At 59.6% G+C, this 17,643-nt stretch carries 13 protein-coding genes; 11 read left to right on the top strand and 2 right to left on the bottom strand.

Annotated features, from left to right (window positions below):
• Positions 1-5: 5 nt before the first annotated feature.
• The gene (locus LLY24_RS00560; protein WP_259034879.1) at positions 6-1,115 is read right to left on the bottom strand and encodes an FAD:protein FMN transferase; all 1,110 of its coding nucleotides are present in this window, start codon (positions 1,113-1,115) and stop codon (positions 6-8) included.
• An 84-nt stretch (positions 1,116-1,199) separates the two neighbouring features.
• Entirely contained in the window at positions 1,200-2,000 is an 801-nt protein-coding gene (locus LLY24_RS00555; RefSeq protein WP_259034320.1) for an undecaprenyl-diphosphate phosphatase, read from the bottom strand.
• 208 nt (positions 2,001-2,208) lie between these two features.
• On the opposite strand from LLY24_RS00555, the gene LLY24_RS00550 reads away from it, so the two are divergent.
• The 11 genes from LLY24_RS00550 to LLY24_RS00500 all read left to right on the top strand — a co-directional run bounded on the left by LLY24_RS00550 (position 2,209) and on the right by LLY24_RS00500 (position 17,513).
• A complete protein-coding gene (locus tag LLY24_RS00550) occupies positions 2,209-3,429 on the top strand; it encodes a cation diffusion facilitator family transporter (protein WP_259034319.1) in 1,221 nt (406 codons plus the stop codon).
• Between the two features lie 54 nt (positions 3,430-3,483).
• On the top strand, positions 3,484-4,134 hold the full coding sequence (locus LLY24_RS00545) for a phosphatase PAP2 family protein (RefSeq protein WP_259034318.1): 651 nt from the start codon (positions 3,484-3,486) through the stop codon (positions 4,132-4,134).
• A gap of 293 nt (positions 4,135-4,427) precedes the next feature.
• A complete protein-coding gene (locus tag LLY24_RS00540; RefSeq protein WP_259034317.1) occupies positions 4,428-7,403 on the top strand; it encodes a xanthine dehydrogenase family protein molybdopterin-binding subunit in 2,976 nt (991 codons plus the stop codon).
• Positions 7,400-8,227 carry an FAD binding domain-containing protein gene (locus tag LLY24_RS00535; protein WP_259034316.1) on the top strand — a complete coding sequence of 276 codons (828 nt, stop codon included), beginning with the start codon at positions 7,400-7,402 and terminating at the stop codon, positions 8,225-8,227. Before LLY24_RS00540 ends, LLY24_RS00535 begins: the two co-directional genes overlap by 4 nt.
• Positions 8,211-8,726, top strand: coding sequence for a (2Fe-2S)-binding protein (locus LLY24_RS00530; RefSeq protein WP_259034315.1), 516 nt, complete (start codon positions 8,211-8,213; stop codon positions 8,724-8,726). Before LLY24_RS00535 ends, LLY24_RS00530 begins: the two co-directional genes overlap by 17 nt.
• On the top strand, positions 8,719-10,248 hold the full coding sequence (locus tag LLY24_RS00525; protein ID WP_259034314.1) for an AMP-binding protein: 1,530 nt from the start codon (positions 8,719-8,721) through the stop codon (positions 10,246-10,248). The genes LLY24_RS00530 and LLY24_RS00525 overlap by 8 nt, the downstream gene beginning before the upstream one ends.
• A 32-nt stretch (positions 10,249-10,280) precedes the next feature.
• Positions 10,281-11,084 (top strand): enoyl-CoA hydratase/isomerase family protein, encoded by an 804-nt coding sequence (locus tag LLY24_RS00520; RefSeq protein WP_259034313.1) that lies wholly within the window; start codon positions 10,281-10,283, stop codon positions 11,082-11,084.
• Between the two features lie 135 nt (positions 11,085-11,219).
• Entirely contained in the window at positions 11,220-12,449 is a 1,230-nt protein-coding gene (locus LLY24_RS00515) for a benzoate/H(+) symporter BenE family transporter (protein WP_259034312.1), read from the top strand.
• A gap of 328 nt (positions 12,450-12,777) precedes the next feature.
• Complete coding sequence (locus tag LLY24_RS00510) at positions 12,778-14,736, top strand: TRAP transporter permease (protein WP_259034311.1); 1,959 nt, start codon at positions 12,778-12,780, stop codon at positions 14,734-14,736.
• A gap of 14 nt (positions 14,737-14,750) precedes the next feature.
• Positions 14,751-15,815, top strand: a complete 1,065-nt coding sequence (locus LLY24_RS00505; RefSeq protein WP_259034310.1) for a TAXI family TRAP transporter solute-binding subunit — start codon at positions 14,751-14,753, stop codon at positions 15,813-15,815.
• A gap of 60 nt (positions 15,816-15,875) precedes the next feature.
• Positions 15,876-17,513 carry a thiamine pyrophosphate-binding protein gene (locus tag LLY24_RS00500; RefSeq protein WP_259034309.1) on the top strand — a complete coding sequence of 546 codons (1,638 nt, stop codon included), beginning with the start codon at positions 15,876-15,878 and terminating at the stop codon, positions 17,511-17,513.
• The last annotated feature ends 130 nt before the right edge of the window (positions 17,514-17,643 follow it).

The following is a 17,643-nucleotide window of genomic DNA, read 5'->3' as shown; positions in this document are numbered from 1 at the left end:
TCTCTTCATTGATCGCTCAAGTGATCGGTTTCGATTGCATTCAAGCCGCTCTCGACCGGGGTGATGCCGGGAAAGCGTTCGATGCCCAGCGCGTCGATACGTTCGGCGCCGAAGTAGTCGATGAAGCCGGGGCTTGCCAGGCTTTGCCAGTCGTCGCCGTCGCTGACCAACAAGAGCACCTTTAACTCGTTGTCGAGTGCCATCGTCATGGCGTCCTCCTCGCCCACCACCAGCAGCGCCGTGGCCCAGGCGTCCGCCCAGGCATTGGAGGGGTGAATCACCGTGACCGAGGCGAGCCGGTGGGTCACCGGGCGCCCCGTGCGCGGATCGATGGTATGCGAGAAGCGCTGGCCATCGACCTCGTAGTAGTTACGGTAGTCGCCGGAGGTGGCCACCGACATGTCGTGTAGCGGCACGATATGCTGCGCCTCGGGCGCTCCGCTCTGGGGCGTTTCGATGCCCACGCGCCAGGGCGTCTGCTCATCGTCGCGATAGCCGCGTGCGAGCATTTCGCCGCCGATATTGACCAGATAGTTCTCGATGCCCTGCTGGTCGAGGTAGGCGCCCACGCGGTCGGTGCCGTGCCCTTTGGCCACCCCCGAAAGATCGACGAAAACATCGCGGGTGCGGCGCGCCTGCATCAAGGTGGTGTCGACGTCGACGGCGTCATAGCCCACTTCGGCTAGGCGCGCGGCCAGCACCTCGTCGTCGGGAATTTCATGAGGCCGGGCGCCGGGGCCGAAACTCCACAGATTGACCAGGTTGCCCACGGTGACGTCGAAGGCGCCATCGCTTTGCTCGGCTACCGCACGGCTAATGGCGAGTACGTCGATCAGCTCGTTGGAGAGGGGCTGCCACTCATTTAGCGGCGCCTGGTTGAAGGCGACCAGCTCCGAATCGTCGCGGTAGGTGGACATCGCCGCATCGACGCTATCGAGCTCGGCCTTGAATCCCGCTTCGAGCTCCTGAGCACGGCCCTGGGTCAGTGGATCGCCAATGGTGACCTGATAAAAGGTGCCAAAGATCTCACCATCGAGGTGAACCGGCGACTCCAAGGGACGATCGTTCTCGGAACAGCCGCTAAGCCACAGCAGTGCCAATGCCGCCAAGGCCATACGTCCCTTGGTCTTGCCGACGGCACAATTGCCTGCCGCGCTAGGTGTGAATGAAGTCATAAGCGTGCTCTCTCGATACGAGATTCAGACATAAAAGAACCAGAGAAGCCAAGCGCCGAACAGCACCCGGTAGACGACGAAGGGCTGCATGCCCAGCTTCTTGATCACGGCGAGAAAATAGTGAATGCAGAGGTAGGCGAAAAGCCCCGACAGCAGCGTTCCAACGCCGAGCGTCAGCCAATCGATAGGGTCGGGCTGGCGGATAAGCTCGATGGCTTCGAGCCCTCCGGCCAAGACGATGACCGGAATGGAGAGCAAAAAAGAGAAACGCGCCGCCCCTTCACGGCTCATACCGACCATCAGCGCAGCGGTCATGCTGATGCCCGAACGCGACGTGCCGGGAATAAGCGCCAGCACCTGGGCAAAGCCGATGATCAGCGCGTCTTTCAACCCCATTTGATACTCGCTGCGCGTATCGCGCTTGAAAAAGTCGGCATAGCCAAGCAACAACCCGAAGACGATCAAGCTGAGAGCGATGATCAGCGTCGAGCGCATGTACAAAGAGATGAAATCGCGCAAAAGAAAGCCGACGATACACACTGGAAGCGTCGCGACCACCACCCATAGGGCAAGGCGAGCGTCGTCGTCTACGCCCTTGCCCCCCAAGGCGCGTAGCGCACTGTACGCCATGCGTAAGATCTCGTGGCGAAAATAGACGATGACGGCGGTGAGACTGCCAACGTGCAGGGCGACATCGAAGGCCAAGCCTTGATCCTGCCAATCGGTGAGCACGGGGACGAGAATCAGGTGGGCGGAGCTCGAAACGGGCAGAAATTCGGTCAGTCCCTGCACCGCTGCCAACACCACTACTTGTAACCAATCCATCCGCTATTCCCTTGAAAGAGGCTCGTCGACGCCTCGTATCTCACCGATACGCAGGCGAACAAGGATACACGCCCTCATTGAGGTTGTCCGCCATCGCGCGGTACCCCCGTGAGGAGAAACGCCGCCGTATCGAACCGGGAGAGATTAAGAGAATCGCAGCGAGTGCGCTACACTAGGGGCCTAGCGCATGACGCTCGTCAGGTAGACCATGACTCAGACCGCTGATTCCTCTCTCCCAAGACCCGCCACTGCCCACGATACTGCCGCCGACAAGGCGCTGCAGAGCCGCGATGCCAAACGCGTGACCTATATTGGCTCCTGGCTCGATGCGCTGCTGAGTCTAGTGAAGGTCGTGGTTGGCTTTATGGTGGGCTCGGCGGCGCTGGTAGCCGATGGCATTCACTCGCTCTCCGATTTGATCACCAATGGCTTCGTGCTCGCCGCGCTCCACTACGGGCGCCAAGAGCCCGATACCGACCACCAGTACGGCCACGGGCGCATCGAAACGCTGACCACGCTGCTGCTCGGCAGCGTATTGATCTTCGTGGCAGGCGGCATCGCCTGGTCGAGCATCGACCGTCTGATCGGCGGCCAGCTCGCCACCGCCCCAGGGCTTTTCGCCATCGGCGTGACCGTGGCGGCCCTGGTCTCCAAAGAGTGGATCTTTCGTTACACCATGCGCGTGGCCAAGCGGGTCAAATCGCGGCTGTTGGAGGCCAATGCCTGGCACTCGCGCAGTGACGCCATGTCCACTGCCGTGGTGTTGGTCGCGCTGATCGGCGCTCAGTTCGGCCTGGGTTGGCTGGATGCGGTCGCCGCCGTGGTGGTGGGGCTATTGGTGGGTAAAGTCGGTTGGGACCTGCTGTGGGAGTCGGCGCGTGAGCTAGTGGATACGGCGCTACCCGAAGACGTGCAGCAGCAGATGCATGCGGTGGCCTGCAAGGTGCCAGGTGTCGATAGCGTTCACGATCTACGCACCCGTCAATCCGCTGGCTGGGTAATGGTCGATCTGCATATCGTGGTCGGGCCCAAGATCACCGTCTCGGAGGCTCACGAAATCGGCAACGAGGTGAGCCGACGCCTGCGGCAGGCGTTTCCCGATCTCACCGACGTAATTTTTCATATCGACCCCGAAGACGACGCCGGTGCCGGTGACCCTAGCCGTCTTCCGGGCCTGCCCCTGCGCCCCGAGGTGGAAGCCGCTCTCGACGCCCGCTGGTACATGCACCCTGTCTGGCGCACCCTGGACGACTTTCAGCTGCACTACCTGGGCGACAAGGTCTCGGTCTCGTTGATCATCGGCGACGCCGTTCAACAGCCGCCGCAGTGCCTGGCCAGCCAGCTCAAGGCGCTGGCCAGCGATATCGAGTGGCTAGGGCACGTCGAAGTGCTGTTCATTACCCGAGCGGCAAGCAGCCCACTGCGCTGAACAATCTGGCTGGACCACTGTCCCAAAGCGCTGGTGCCCGTTGGGCATTCGCTAATGCTCTACCTACTTCTTACATCTCACTACTTTTTATACGCTCTGGACGACATGGACGCGCTCAATCTCGCTCTTTTCGAACTGCTCAACGCCTCCCCCGAGGCGCCTAGCTGGCTGATCATGCTGGCTCATGCCTGCGCCTCGGACATCATCTTGGCCATTCCTGCACTGCTGGTGGTTGGCTGGCTACGCGGCGATGCCCGCGTCAAGCAGCCGCTCCTCGAGGCATTCATCGCTACGCTTGCCGCCCTTACGGTTAGCTGGGCCATCGGTACATTGTGGCCTACGCCGCGTCCTTTCATGGTGCCCATTGGTGAGCACCTTCAGGCCCATGCACCTACGCCCGCCTTCCCCAGCAATCATCTTACGATCATGCTGACCATGGCCTTCAGCCTCACCCTTCACGACGCCACACGGCGTATCGGCCACGTGCTGCTGCTGCTTGCTCTTCCGGTGGCCTGGGGACGCATCTTCCTCGGCGTGCACTTCCCCCAGGACATGATCGGCGCGCTGCTGCTGGCGCCCGTCATCGCCGCTCTGACGGGGCTCTCGCGCGCGTGGTGGGTAACGCCCTTTTACGACCGCGTGGCCTACCGCTGGTACGCCAGGCTCTTTGCCCCGCTGATCGTGCGCGGCTGGGTCAAGCCTTAAGGCGGCATATATAATTTAAAGAGTTACTTACATAGAATTTTGAACTCCCTGTAATGCCCCTTGGTTTCTGCACACCTCATTCAGTTAATGAGAGATGTGCAGAAACCAAGGGGCATTACATTTCGGCAGTAAATTCATTTATGTATCAATGTGAGTCTCTTATAAATCAGACTATAAGGTAAATAAGCAGACTTAAAAGCATTAATGCATAGTCCCAGGCAAAGCTTTGTCCTAACTAATTAGTGAAAATTAGTAGCAACCTCTCAGCTCGTGCATAAAAACAAGAGTGCGCCATGGATATGCAGCAAAAGACCGATGAAACCACCATCGGTCATATCGGAAATAGTCAAACCCGCATCGAGGACGCAGCCCTCCTGCAGGGCCAAGGCTGCTACGCCGACGACATGGCAACAGCCCCCGGAACCTTACACGCTGCTGTTGTCCGTTCCCCCCATGCTCACGCCAATATCCGTTCGGTAAATGCCACGCGTGCCCTGACTATGAAGGGCGTACACGACGTGCTCACTGGCGAAGACGTAAAGCGCTGGGCTAACCCGTTCCCGGTGGGTGTCCGAGCTCCGATGAAGCACTGGCCTCTGGCCGTCGACAAGGTGCGCTACGTTGGCGAACCAGTCTGCGTAGTGATCGCCGACGACCGCTACTTGGCCGAAGACGCACTGGATGCCGTTCAGGTCGAATACGAGCCGCTGACACCTATCATCGACCCTGAAGCGGCCAGCCTCGATGATGCACCGGTACTGCATGAAGCCGTTGGCAGCAACGTAGTTAACGAGCGCAGCTTCCGCTACGGCGATCCGGAGCGGGCTTTCGCCGAAGCGCCACACCACATCACGCTGAAGGTGCAGTACCCGCGAAACTCCTGCACGCCGATTGAGTGCTATGTGGTATTGGCACAGTATCTGCCGGCCTCAGAAACCTACGACGTGATGGCCAACTTCCAGGGGCCTTACGCACTACACTCGGTAATGTGCCGGGCACTCAACGTGCCGGCCAACCGCCTGCGCCTGCGCACCCCGCCAGATTCCGGTGGCAGCTTCGGCATTAAGCAGGGAGTATTCCCATATGTGGTGCTGATGGGATTGGCCTCGCGCAAGGTCGGCGCACCAGTGAAGTGGGTGGAGGATCGCCTAGAGCACCTGCAGGCCTCTTCCAGCGCCACCAACCGCGTCTGCGAAATCGAGGCTGCAGTGGAGACCAACGGCCGTGTAACGGCCCTGCTCTACAACCAGATCGACGATTGCGGCGCTTACCTGCGAGCTCCTGAGCCAGCCACTTTTTACCGCATGCACGGTAACCTCAGCGGCGCTTACGCCATCCGCAACCTGGCGGTGCGCAACCGGGTGGTGCTTACCAATAAGATGCCTACCGGGCTGAACCGTGGCTTTGGGGGCGGCCAAGTCTATTTCACCCTCGAGCGGCTGATGCAACACATCGCTACCGAGCTAGATCTCGATCCGCTCGAGGTCATCCAGCGCAACCTGATTCCCGCCGGCGTGTTCCCCTACCGCGCCGCAGCGGGCGCGCTGCTCGATTCAGGCGACTACCCGGCCACTTTGGAACTGGCACGTCGTGAAGGCAAACTTGACGAACTCCTTCGGCGCCGCGATAAGGCTCGTGCCGAGGGGCGCCTGTATGGCATCGGCTATGCCGCTGTGGTTGAACCCTCGGTTTCCAACATGGGCTACATTACCGTCGCCATGACGCCCGAAGAGCGTCAGAAGACCGGGCCGAAGAACGGAGCAGTGAGTACAGCCACTGTCAGTGTCGACCCGCTCGGCAGCATCACCGCTCATGTGTCCTCGACCCCACAGGGCCAGGGCCATCAAACAGCGGTGGCGCAGATCATTAGCGAACTGCTAGGTGTGAAAATAGAAAGCATCAGCGTCAACGTTGAGCTGGACACCAGCAAGGACGCCTGGTCGATCGCCTCCGGCAATTACTCGAGCCGCTTCTCCGGCGCCGTCGCTGGGTCGGTGTACAACGCCACTTTGAAAATCCGTGAGCGCATGGCCGCCATCGCCGCGGACATGTGGCAGGTATCCGCCACTGACGTCCGCTTCGCCGAAGGCAAGATCTTCGTAGAAAACGGCCCCAGCCAGCCCTTTCATCGTGTAGCTGGCGCCACCCACTGGTCCCCGGGCCTGCTGCCGGAAGGTGAAACGGGCGGCCTGCGGGAAACCGCGTTCTGGACACCTCCCCAGCTCGAAGCGCCAAACGACCAGGACTGCATTAACAGTTCGCTGTGCTACGGCTTCATCCTCGACTTCTGTGGGGTGGAGATCGATCGCGTCACCGGCCAGGTACGCATCGACAAGTACGTCACGACCCATGACGCCGGGCGCATTCTCAATCCAATGCTGGTCGAGGGGCAGATTCGCGGCGCCTATACCCAAGCGCTAGGCGTGGCGCTGATGGAAGAGCTTGCCTACGGCGAGGACGGCAGCTTCCTCTCTGGCACCCTGGCCGACTACCTGATCCCGACTGCACCGGAGGTAGTCGACCCGATAATTCTGCACATGGAAACTCCCTCTCCCTTTACCCCATTGGGGGCCAAGGGTGTCGGTGAAGGCAACAATATGAGCACTCCGGTATGCATCGCCAATGCCGTAGCCGATGCACTGGGCCGCTCTGACATAAAGCTGCCGCTGACGCCTTCACGAGTGCGTTCGATGATCGGCATCGAAGAGCCAGCGGCGCCAGAAGGTCTGGTTTTGGACGCACCGAAGGTAGCCGGTGGTTCGGCCCTACAGGCCAACGACTTGGTGGAAATTCCCGCGCCTCCGCAGCAAGTATTCGACGCCATCCTCAATCCCGAGACGCTAAAGGCCATCATCCCGGGTTGCCACGCATTGGAGTTGGAAAGCGAAAACCATTACCGGGCTGATGTCACCGTCGGCGTGGGCATGATCCGTGCGCGCTTCGCCGCACGAGTCGCCCTGACCGATCTTGACCGTCCGCACTCGCTACGCCTGTCCGGCTCCGGCAATAGCCCTATGGGCTCGGCCAACGGCAGCGCAAAGATCAACCTAGTGGCGCTGAAGAACGGTAATACACGGCTGGAATACATCTATGAGGCCGCGGTGACCGGCAAGATCGCCGCTATCGGCGGGCGCATGTTGCAGAGCGCCTCGCGCGTGATCATTGGCCAAATATTCACCCGTCTGGCCCAGCGGCTTTCCGGCAAGTCTATCGACAACAGCCTATGGCAGCGCCTGCGTGACCTATTCAGCATGGGAGGTACGAAATGAAACCCGCCGCGTTCGACTATGTCCGTGTAACCAACAAGCGCGAAGCCCTGCAGCAGCTTTCAGAGTACGGAGAGCAGGCCCGCATCATCGCTGGCGGCCAGTCGCTGATGGCCGTACTGAACATGCGCCTAGCCCAGCCGAAGATACTGATTGACATCAACCAAGCCAGCGACCTGCATTACCTGAAGCTAGAAAATAACCATCTCAAGATCGGTGCAGCGGTGCGTCAGGTCGAACTGCTCGATCGTGCCAGCCTAGCCGATGAGGTCCCCCTCCTGGCCCAGGCGATGCCTTGGATCGGCCACTTCCAGACGCGCAATCGAGGCACCGTGTGCGGCTCGGTCGCGCATGCCGACCCGAGCGCCGAAATTCCGCTATGTCTGGTCACATTAGGCGGTACCGTGGTGCTCGAATCGCTCAAGGGTAAGCGCCGCGAGGTTGTTGCCGCCGAGTTTTTCCAAGGCGTGCTAACCACCGAGAAGCGGCCAGACGAGATGGTCGTGGAGGTTCAGTTTCCGCTGCGCGAGACCGGCGTTATCTACCGCTTCCGCGAGATCGCCATGCGTCATGGTGACTTCGCTCTGGTGGCGCTTGCCGCCTGCATTCGCCAGAGGGAGGCGGACCTAGGCATTGGTGGTGTCGCCGACCGGCCAACGCTGCACCGCCTCCCCCTAGGGGCAGAGCTTAAGGATTCACTCAACACCCTGGCCTGGTCGCTCGGCGCCCAAGATGACGTGCACGCCAGCGCACCCTATCGCCGCCAGCTAGTACGGGAACTAGGCCAACAACTGATCGAGGGCAACGACCATGCACGCGCAAGCTGATCAGCGCTTCCCTGTACAGATGGAACTCAACGGCCGTCAACGCGAAGGGCTCGCCGAGCCACGCATGCAGCTATGCGACTTCCTGCGCCACGAATTAGGCGCCACTGGGGTGCATGTCGGTTGCGAACACGGCGTCTGCGGCGCCTGCACCGTGCTGGTCGATGGCGTCGCCTCACGCTCCTGCCTAATGCTCGCCGTGCAGTCCCACGAGCGCCGGGTCGACACGGTGGAGTCACTGTCACGCGACAACATCATGAACGACCTACAGCAGGCCTTTAGCCGTCACCACGCTCTGCAGTGCGGCTTCTGCACCGCAGGCATTCTGATGTCATGCGTGGAATTCCTTGAGCGCGTCCCAAACCCGAACGAATCCCAGGTTCGCGACATGCTCTCCGGCCATCTGTGCCGCTGCACCGGCTACACCGGCATGGTCCGGGCAGTGCTGGAAGTGGCGCAGCAACGACAAGAAACACCCGTGGAGAACAACAACGATGTTTGACCTTGGACGCAGCTTTCTCGCCGCGGTCGAGCGGCGCCCAAATGCCGTAGCGATCAGCGACGGCGACCTGAAGAAGAGCTACGAGGCTTGGTTCGTCGACATCCAACGTGCCGCGCACGGCCTCGAACAACTTGGCCTGAAGAAAGGCGACCACGTAGTGGCGGTGATGCAGAACCGCTGGCAAATGGCGACCCTACACTGGGCCTGTCAGTTCACCGGTATCATAATAACCCCGCTCAACTGGCGCTCTTCCACCGACGATCTCGTTTGGTGCATCAATGATGCCGAAGCGCGCGTGGTCATACACGACGATTCCGCACAGGAAGCCGTTGCTGGTTGCGGCAAGAGCACCTGGCAATGCGTCAGTGTCGGCCAGCCGGGTAACGAAAGCGCAATCAGCTTCGAAGAACTGTGCGCTGAGTCGCCAAGCGAAATCATACTGCGCGCCAACCCCGAAGACTGGTCGTTGATGCTCTATACCTCCGGCACCACCAGCCGGCCTAAGGGCGTGCCGCGCCGCCACCGCGCCGAGCGCGCCGCCGCAGTTGCCCACGTAGCGCAGAATCTGTACGGCCAAGAGGAATGTACCCTCGGCGTGATGCCGCTCTACCACACCATGGGCGTGCGTTCGCTGCTGTCGATGGCGCTGCTTGATGGGCACTTCGTCTGCGTGCCGAAGTTCGATGTGAAAGCCACGCTGGACGCCATCGAGCGCGAGAAGATCACTAACCTGTACCTGGTACCGACGCTCTACCACATGCTGATTGAACATTCGGCCTTCAGCCCCGAGCGGGTAGCCAGCGTCACCAAGCTAGGTTTCGCCGGCGCGGCCATGAGCGATGGTCTGCTGCAACGTGTCGAGGCCGCATTCAATCCGGAGCTGTTCGTCAACCACTATGGCAGCTCGGAGATCTACACCTTCACCATCGATCAGAAGGCCAGCGCCAAACCTGGCTCGTCTGGCCGCAGCGCGCTGAACCAACGCATTCGCGTGGTGGCGCTGGACAGCGAGGCACCGGATGACATCTGCAAGCCCAACGAGGAAGGCAAGATCATCGCCGATTTGTCCAGCGACGAAGCTTTCGAGGGCTACTGGAAGCGGCCCGATGCCGATGCTAAGACGATCCATGGGGGTTGGTACTTCACCAGCGATACTGGGTTCTTCGACGAGGACGGCGACCTGTTCGTGACTGGTCGTGTTGACGACCTGATCATTACCGGTGGCGAAAACGTCAGCCCGGCGGAGATCGAGAATACCTTGTCGCTGCACCCTGCGGTCGAGGAAGTCGCCGTGGTCGGCCTACCCGACGAACAGTGGGGCAAGCTGATTGCCGCCTTCATCAAGCTGCGTCACCCGGTCACCGAGGAAGAGCTAGACGCCCACTGCGTGTCCTCGGGTCTGGCGCGCTTCAAGCGCCCGCGCCGCTACGAATTCATCGACCAGATCCCCAAGTCCCCGGTCGGCAAGATCCTGCGCCGCATACTGGTCACCAATTACGGCCAGCCCACTTCCGCCAATTAACACTATATGCTTTACACGAGGAACGAATCTACATGAATACCCAGCAGATCGAACAATTCTTGAGCACCGAACTCGACGGTTTCACCGTGGAGTTAAACCTTGAGCGCGAGCGCGGGGACATCATTCTCGGCCGTCCACCGTTCAACGTTATCGCCATGAGTCAGCGTGACACCCTGCGCCAGGTATTCGAGGCGCTGGATGCCCACCCCGGGGTACGGGTCATCGTACTGCGGGCTCAGGGCGAGCACTTCTCCAGTGGTGGCGACATCAAGGGCTTCCTGGAGGCATCGCCGGAGCATGTCTCCAAGCTGGCCTGGAACGTCGCCGCGCCAGAGCGCTGCAGCAAGCCGGTGATCGCTGCCAACCGCGGCTACACCTTCGGTGTCGGTTTCGAGTTGTCGCTGGCCTGTGACTTTCGCATCGCCTCGGAAACCGCACGCTATGCCCTGCCGGAACAGAATCTCGGGCAGATTCCCGGCTCGGGCGGCTCGGCTCGCCTGCAGAAGATGATCGGCATCACTCGCACCAAACACATCGTTATGCGTGCCAAGCGCATCACCGGCCAACAGGGTTATGACTGGGGCTTCGTTACAGAGTGCGTACCCGAAACGGAGCTGGAAAGCACCGTCGATGCACTAGTCGATGAACTGCGCCGATTCTCGCCGCTCGCCCAGCGTACGGCGAAGAAGCTGCTCAACGACAACGAAGACGCATCACTAAAGGTCGCCATCGAGATGGAAGGCCACTGCTATAGCCGCCTGCGCAGCTCGGCGGACTTCAAAGAGGGCGTCGAAGCCTTTCACAGCAAGCGTCCGGCCATATTTCACGGAGAATAATACCGATGTGACTGCGACGGTTGCACATCTGGCAACCGTCGACCTGACACCTGATGGCCGGTAAGCGCTAAGCGCTATGGCGTTGGTACCAAACGCCCTAACCCGTATAAAATAATTAATTAGCGGAGCACGCCCATGTCCAGCCCCGTTGCAATCGAGGCCAGCGCCTCTCATACCGAACCCGTGACGAAGCGTTCTCTGCGTCATGCATTCAACTCGAAGTCCATCAGCGCGGGGGTGGTTGCCGCACTGTTCGGCTGTACTGGCCCTGCGCTAATAATTATTAATGCTGCGGAAGCAGGCCGCCTGAGTGAAGGCCAAACAGTTGCCTGGTTGTTCGCTGTGTACGTGCTCGGTGGCCTGATCAGCTTGGTGCTCACCCTGCGTTATCGTCAGCCGCTTTGTGGCGCCTTCACCATCCCCGGTGCGGCGATTCTGATCGGCTCGCTTGGCACCATCCCCTTTAATGAGGCCATCGGCGCCTTCATCATGAGTGGCCTACTAGTGCTTATACTCGGCATCACCGGGTTGATCGGCCGACTGATGCGCTGGTTACCCATGCCAATTGTGATGGCGATGATCGCTGGTGCACTGATTCGCTTCGCTACTGGCGCGGTTGATTCGGTCGTCACCGCTCCCATTGTCGCCGGAGTCGCAGCACTGAGCTTCTTCCTGGTTACTCGATTTGCTAAATCGGTGCCACCAGTACTAGTCGCCGGCATAGTCGGGATAATACTGGCCTACGCCATGGGGCAATTGCAGCCTGCCGATGTAAATATCGGCTTCGTCATGCCGGATTTCACCATGCCCAGTTTTTCTCTGGACGCCTTCCTCGCTATTACTATCCCACTGACAGCGCTGGTGATAGGTGCTGAAAACGCCCAGGCGACTGGCGTACTGGTTACCGAGGGCTACCGTCCGCCAGTCAATGCGATGACAGTGGCTAGTGGCATTGGTGGCATACTCGCCGGGCTACTCGGTGGCCACAACGCCAATATCGCCGGCCCGATGACCGCTATTTGTTCTTCCGAACAGGCCGGGGAGGACCGAGACCTGCGTTATGGCGCAGCCCTAATTAATGGGGGGCTATTCGCGCTGTTCGGCTTGTTCGCCGGGCTTGCCGTGCCCTTCCTCTTGGCCTTCCCCAAAACGCTGATTGTGGTCATTGCCGGCCTTGCCATGCTGGGCGTACTGCTCAGCGCACTGCAACAGGCATTTCAAAAGGGCGGCTACTGCCAAATGGGTGCCTTCATTGCACTAGCCGTGGCTATGAGCCAGTTCTCCGTCATGGGTATCAGCTCGCCGTTCTGGGCGCTGCTGTTCGGGGTTTTGGTATCGGGGTTACTGGGCGAAATTAAGCGCTGACCGAGGGCGACCACCGTGCCAAGCGCACGGTAGTCGTCTATAGCAGGCGGTGATGAGACGTATCAAAATTCGTTAATAGATAGGTCGTTACCGATACTCTTAACATGACCTTAGGTTGATCAGAACCAAACTCTGCAACAGCTTTGCAGTACGACCGGCCCCGCACATAAGTTGTTGATTCATAAAACTACAATAAAGGTTGATTTATGCTATCCGAACAGATGATTCCGGGCGAGGCACCACGCCCCGGCCTGTGCTGGCCGACTTCTATCATCGTATTCCCTTTTTGCCAGTACCTTACAAAGCAAACGGACGCGGAGGTACAGGCATGAGAAGTCTGCTCAATCCCGCTTCCCTCGTAGCTCTCGCCTGGGCCAGTTTCCAGATCTATATGGTTTACGGCACCCCGCTGGACCTTATCGTCGCTGTGCCGATTCACGTGATGTTTGGCGTGATGCTTACCTTCATCACCCATCCGATTCGAAAGAACAGCACCGGCAGTTTCTCCTTCGCCCGCGCCTCGGACTATCTGATGGCCGCCAGCGCCGCCGCGATTGCATTGTACTACCTGGCCAATTCGGAACGGCTGGTCAGCCGCATCGCCATGGTCGACCTGCTGGAGCCGACCGACTTCGTGATCGGTGTCGCAACACTGGTGCTGGTCATTGAGGCCGTGCGCCGGGCGCTAGGCATGGGCCTGACAGTGGTGATCCTGGTGTTTCTAGCGTACCAGTTCAGCGGCCCGGCGCTGCGCGAACTGCCGTTGCTAAGCATCATCGGCCACGGGGGTGAACCGAGCAGGATGTTCTTCGAGACTTTCATCGACATGCAGGCGCTGCAGAACGAAGGTGTGTTCGGCATTCCTAGTATCGTCTCGTACAACCAAGTGTTCTATTTCCTGTTGTTCGGAGCCTTTCTTCAGCGGTTCGGTGGTGGTCAGCTGTTCATGGATCTGTCGGTTCTTTTGGTCGGTCGCTTCCGTGGTGGTATGGCTAAAGTGTCCATCGTCTCTTCGACACTGTTCGGCTCTGTCAGCGGCAGTGCCACGGCTAATGCCGCTGTCATGGGCATGTTCACCATACCGGCGATGAAAAAGGCCGGCATGAGCTCGGAAGAGGCCGCCGCTGTCGAGGCTACCTCCTCCACTGGGGGCCAGTTGATGCCACCAGTGATGGGTGCAGCAGCTTTCCTCATCGCGCAGTTCATGGGCATCCCTTACGCGCAGGTAGCAATAGCCGCGCTAATTCCTGCACTGCTGTTCTACATCGCGTTATATTTTGTGGTAGACCTGCTGGCCCGCCGCAAAGGGCTGATCGGACTGAAGAAGAGCGAGCTGGGCACCAACTGGACCAGCGTGCTCAAACGCCTGTACTTACTTATCCCAGTAGTGATGCTTGTCTATCAGATAATGTCTGGCCGTGCGCTAAGCTCAGCCACTCTCGAGGCCATTTGGGTCACCATCGTGTTCGGAATGATTACCCATTTGTACGAGGGCTTTCGTGTCTCGGGTATGAACGGTGCGCTAAATGCCACACGTACCGTTTTCGTTGATTCACTTAAGGCGTTGGATAGCGGTTCGCGCGGTGCAATCGCCGTGGCCATCCCCTGTGCCGGGGCCGGTATCGTTGTAGGTATTGCCTCAACCACCAACTTGGGGCTGACCTTTGGCTCATTCGTCACTGCGCTATCCGGCGGGATGCTGATCCCGGCGCTGCTACTAGTAATGTTCATGGTCATCGTGATGGGCATGGGCATGCCAACCACAGCGGCCTACATCATGGGTGCAATTCTCGCCATCCCTGCGTTGAGCGAGTTGGGCATCCCCGCGCTGTCCTCACACTTCTTCGTACTGTATTTCGCCGCTCTATCCATGGTCACCCCGCCAGTCGCGCTGGCCGCGTTCGTGGCCGGGGGCATCGCCAAAGCCAATGTATGGAAAACTGGTTGGGTGGCGTTCCGCTATAGCTTGGCTGGCTTCTTGGTAGCCTTCGCATTCGTTTTCAGTCCAGCGCTGCTACTGCAGGCCGAATGGATCCAAATCGTTCCGGCAGTGCTCACCGCAATCATCGGATGCTATGCGCTAGCTGGCTGTGTCACTGGCTACCTGCGGGCGAGAAGTACAACCAGCGAATCGGTGCTGTTGTTAATTGCTGCAGTGCTGCTTATCACGCCCGTACTCAAAGCATCGGCAGTAGGTCTGGTGATACTAAGTGCGCTATGGGCTTGGCAGAGCCGAAAGACAAGGTCCGTTTCTAGAAAGGCGACGTTGAGAAGTTCGCGCACTTGAAGGTATTCGGACGCGTGGCTGGATCTTCCCGCAAAGCGACAAAACATTCCAGCCAATATCTTTACCTACAGAGAGAACAAAAAATGATCAACACATTGAAAAAGCACGCTTTGTCTATCGTCCTCGGTAGCGCTTTCGCCTTCTCCGGCAGTGCCATGGCTGACGACCCAGTGAATATTAAGTTCGCCGCCGGGCCCACCGGTACAACCTGGTACGCTTATGCAGGCGCCCTGCGCACCGAAATGCTTAAGGACCTGCCCGCCGGCTCAACTGTAGACATCCTCGGCACCCCGATGGCCATCGCCAACACCAAGCTACTGACTGCTAGACGCGCCGATATCGGTCTGATCTTCCCACCCGTGGCTGCCTGGGCTACTGATGGCTTCGGCCCCTTCGATACAACTATCGACAATGTACTGGGCTTGGTCGGCGGCCTTGATCAGTACTACCAGCGCATCACTGTGCAGAATGACAGCCCGATCACTTCAATTGCAGAGATCAAGGAGAATGAACTGGCCGTGCGAATCGGTACTGGCCCGCAAGGTAGTCTCAACGAGTACATTGCTAAGCTGATTCTTGAGGCTAACGGCCTAACTTACGAAGATATCGAGTCCTACGGCGGTAGCATTAGCAAATCGAGCCTAAGCATTCTGCAAGACCAGTTCGGCGACAAACAACTGGATATGATCATTGGTATTACCACCGAAGGCCATCCCAACACCGCCCAGCTTTCCATTGCACCTGGTCAACGCTTTCTGGGCCTGACCGAAGATGCAATTACCTTCTTGGAAAATTACGGCTTCGTGCGGGCGACCATGCCACCGAACATGTTCGACGGACAAAATAATGCAGTTGAAGGCGTTGGCTTTAGTACTTCGCTTTATGCCAATGCAGATATCTCTGAAAATGATGCCTATCAGGTCACCAAAGCAATAATTGAAAATCGCGAGACACTACAAAATTCGTTCGGCTCAATGCGTGACTGGACGGTGGAAGGCTCGGCCGCAACCACCAATCTATCTGTACCCTTGCATCCGGGTGCTGCGCGTTTCTACCGCGAGATTGGTGTGATCGAGTAACGCCTTATCGAGCGCCATCTGGCGTTCGACTTCTATCATTCCAAGTCAAGCGAGAATCAGATGACAACCGACACGCGATTCGATGGCGGACATGCCATTGTCGAACTGCTCAGAGTCAACGGTGTGGACCGGGTGTTCACGGTGCCGGGCGAGAGCTTTCTGCCGGTACTCGATGCGCTTCACGATGCGCCCGATATCGAGCTGGTGGTCTGTCGTCAGGAAGGCGGCGCGTCGATGATGGCCGAGGCTTATGCCAAGACCACCGGGCGCCCTGGCGTGTGTTTCGTCACCCGCGGCCCGGGTAGCGCCAATGCCCTGGCCGGGCTGCATGTCGCAGCGCAGGACTCCACGCCGTTGCTGGTGTTCGTCGGCCAGGTGCCGCGCGGTTTTCAGCAGCGTGAAGCCTGGCAGGAGGTGGACATCGCTGCGCTCTTCGGTACGGTGGCCAAATGGGCGGTCGACCTGCAGGACAGCAGCCGTCTGCCCGAGCAGTTGACCCGCACCTTCAGCACCGCCTGCTCGGGAAGGCAGGGCCCGGTGGTATTAGGCCTGCCCGAAGACATGCTGTTCGAGGCTGTCGAGCCGCAACCTGTCGCTGCCGCGCCGATCAATCAGGGCTACCCGGCTCCTAAGGCCATGGCCAGGCTGCAGCAGATGCTGCAGCAGGCACAACGGCCGCTGGCCATCTATGGCGGCTCCGGCTGGGACGCTGAGTGCCGACAAGCCTTGCAGCGCTTTGCCGAAGATCATGGGCTGCCGGTGGCGACTGCGTTCCGCCGTCAGGATCGCTTCGACAATGGTCATCCGAACTATGCCGGCGACGCCAGTCTGGGCATGAACCCGGCCCTGGCGGCGCTGATCGAGGAGGCCGACCTGCTGATCGCCGTCGGTACGCGGCTGGGCGATATCACCACGCGGCATTACCAGCTGGTCAAGGCACCGCAGCCGCAGCAGCGGCTGATTCATATTCATCCCGACCCTGAAGAGCCCGGCAGCGTCTATCTGCCAGAGCTGAGCCTGTGCGCCTCGGTGGCGCATTTCGCCGAGGCCGCCAGCGGGTTGCCAGCGGCCAGTGAATTGTCGCCAGCGCGGCAGGCGTGGCTGGCACGTGCCCGGGAAGGGCGCGAGACCTGGCAACGGCCGACGCAGTTGCCTGGGCCGCTGCAACTGGGTGAGATCGTGCATTGGCTGGGTGAGCGTTTGCCGGACGATGCGGTGCTCAGCAATGGCGCCGGCAACTACACGCTCTGGTTGCACCGTTTCTATCCCTTCCATGGCTGGGGCAGCCAATTGGCACCGACCTCCGGCTCGATGGGCTACGGCCTGCCCGCCGCCATCGCTGCCAAGCTTGCCAGGCCCGAGCGGCCTGCCGTGTGTTTTGCCGGCGATGGCTGCTTTCAGATGACCTGCCAGGAGCTGGCTACAGCTGTGCAGTATGGCGCCAACGTCATCGTCATCGTGGTCAACAACGGGTCCTACGGGTCGATCCGCATGCACCAGGACAAGCATTACCCAGGGCGGCGCTACGGCACCGATCTGCTCAACCCGGACATGGTCGCCCTGGCTCAGGCCTACGGTGCCGGGGCCGTGCGGGTGGAGCGTACCGAGGACTTCGCCGACGCCTTCGAGCAGGCACTCGCCGCCGACCGACCGTTCCTGCTGGAACTGATCATGGATGCCGCAATCCTCCGGCCCTGACCGCTCAGGCAAGGCATTGCGGCGCAATCAGGCGCCGTGATGCAGCCAATCAGAATTAGTTAATTGTAGTAGTGCTGACTGCTCATTAGCATCATTAACGGCACTACAACACATCATAAAAACAAAAGAG

Origin of the sequence: Halomonas dongshanensis (genome assembly GCF_024790395.1) — a bacterium.
Lineage (GTDB): Bacteria > Pseudomonadota > Gammaproteobacteria > Pseudomonadales > Halomonadaceae > Vreelandella > Vreelandella dongshanensis.
The sequence above is the reverse complement of the archived record's forward strand: the minus strand, read 5'-3'. Positions and strand labels throughout refer to the sequence as shown.

Coding starts and splice junctions, on each gene's coding strand:
- LLY24_RS00560 (WP_259034879.1), bottom strand. CDS start 1,115: ATGGCCTTGGCGGCATTGGCACTGCTGTGGCTTAGCGGCTGTTCCGAG.
- LLY24_RS00555 (WP_259034320.1), bottom strand. CDS start 2,000: ATGGATTGGTTACAAGTAGTGGTGTTGGCAGCGGTGCAGGGACTGACC.
- LLY24_RS00550 (WP_259034319.1), top strand. CDS start 2,209: ATGACTCAGACCGCTGATTCCTCTCTCCCAAGACCCGCCACTGCCCAC.
- LLY24_RS00545 (WP_259034318.1), top strand. CDS start 3,484: ATGCTCTACCTACTTCTTACATCTCACTACTTTTTATACGCTCTGGAC.
- LLY24_RS00540 (WP_259034317.1), top strand. CDS start 4,428: ATGGATATGCAGCAAAAGACCGATGAAACCACCATCGGTCATATCGGA.
- LLY24_RS00535 (WP_259034316.1), top strand. CDS start 7,400: ATGAAACCCGCCGCGTTCGACTATGTCCGTGTAACCAACAAGCGCGAA.
- LLY24_RS00530 (WP_259034315.1), top strand. CDS start 8,211: ATGCACGCGCAAGCTGATCAGCGCTTCCCTGTACAGATGGAACTCAAC.
- LLY24_RS00525 (WP_259034314.1), top strand. CDS start 8,719: ATGTTTGACCTTGGACGCAGCTTTCTCGCCGCGGTCGAGCGGCGCCCA.
- LLY24_RS00520 (WP_259034313.1), top strand. CDS start 10,281: ATGAATACCCAGCAGATCGAACAATTCTTGAGCACCGAACTCGACGGT.
- LLY24_RS00515 (WP_259034312.1), top strand. CDS start 11,220: ATGTCCAGCCCCGTTGCAATCGAGGCCAGCGCCTCTCATACCGAACCC.
- LLY24_RS00510 (WP_259034311.1), top strand. CDS start 12,778: ATGAGAAGTCTGCTCAATCCCGCTTCCCTCGTAGCTCTCGCCTGGGCC.
- LLY24_RS00500 (WP_259034309.1), top strand. CDS start 15,876: ATGACAACCGACACGCGATTCGATGGCGGACATGCCATTGTCGAACTG.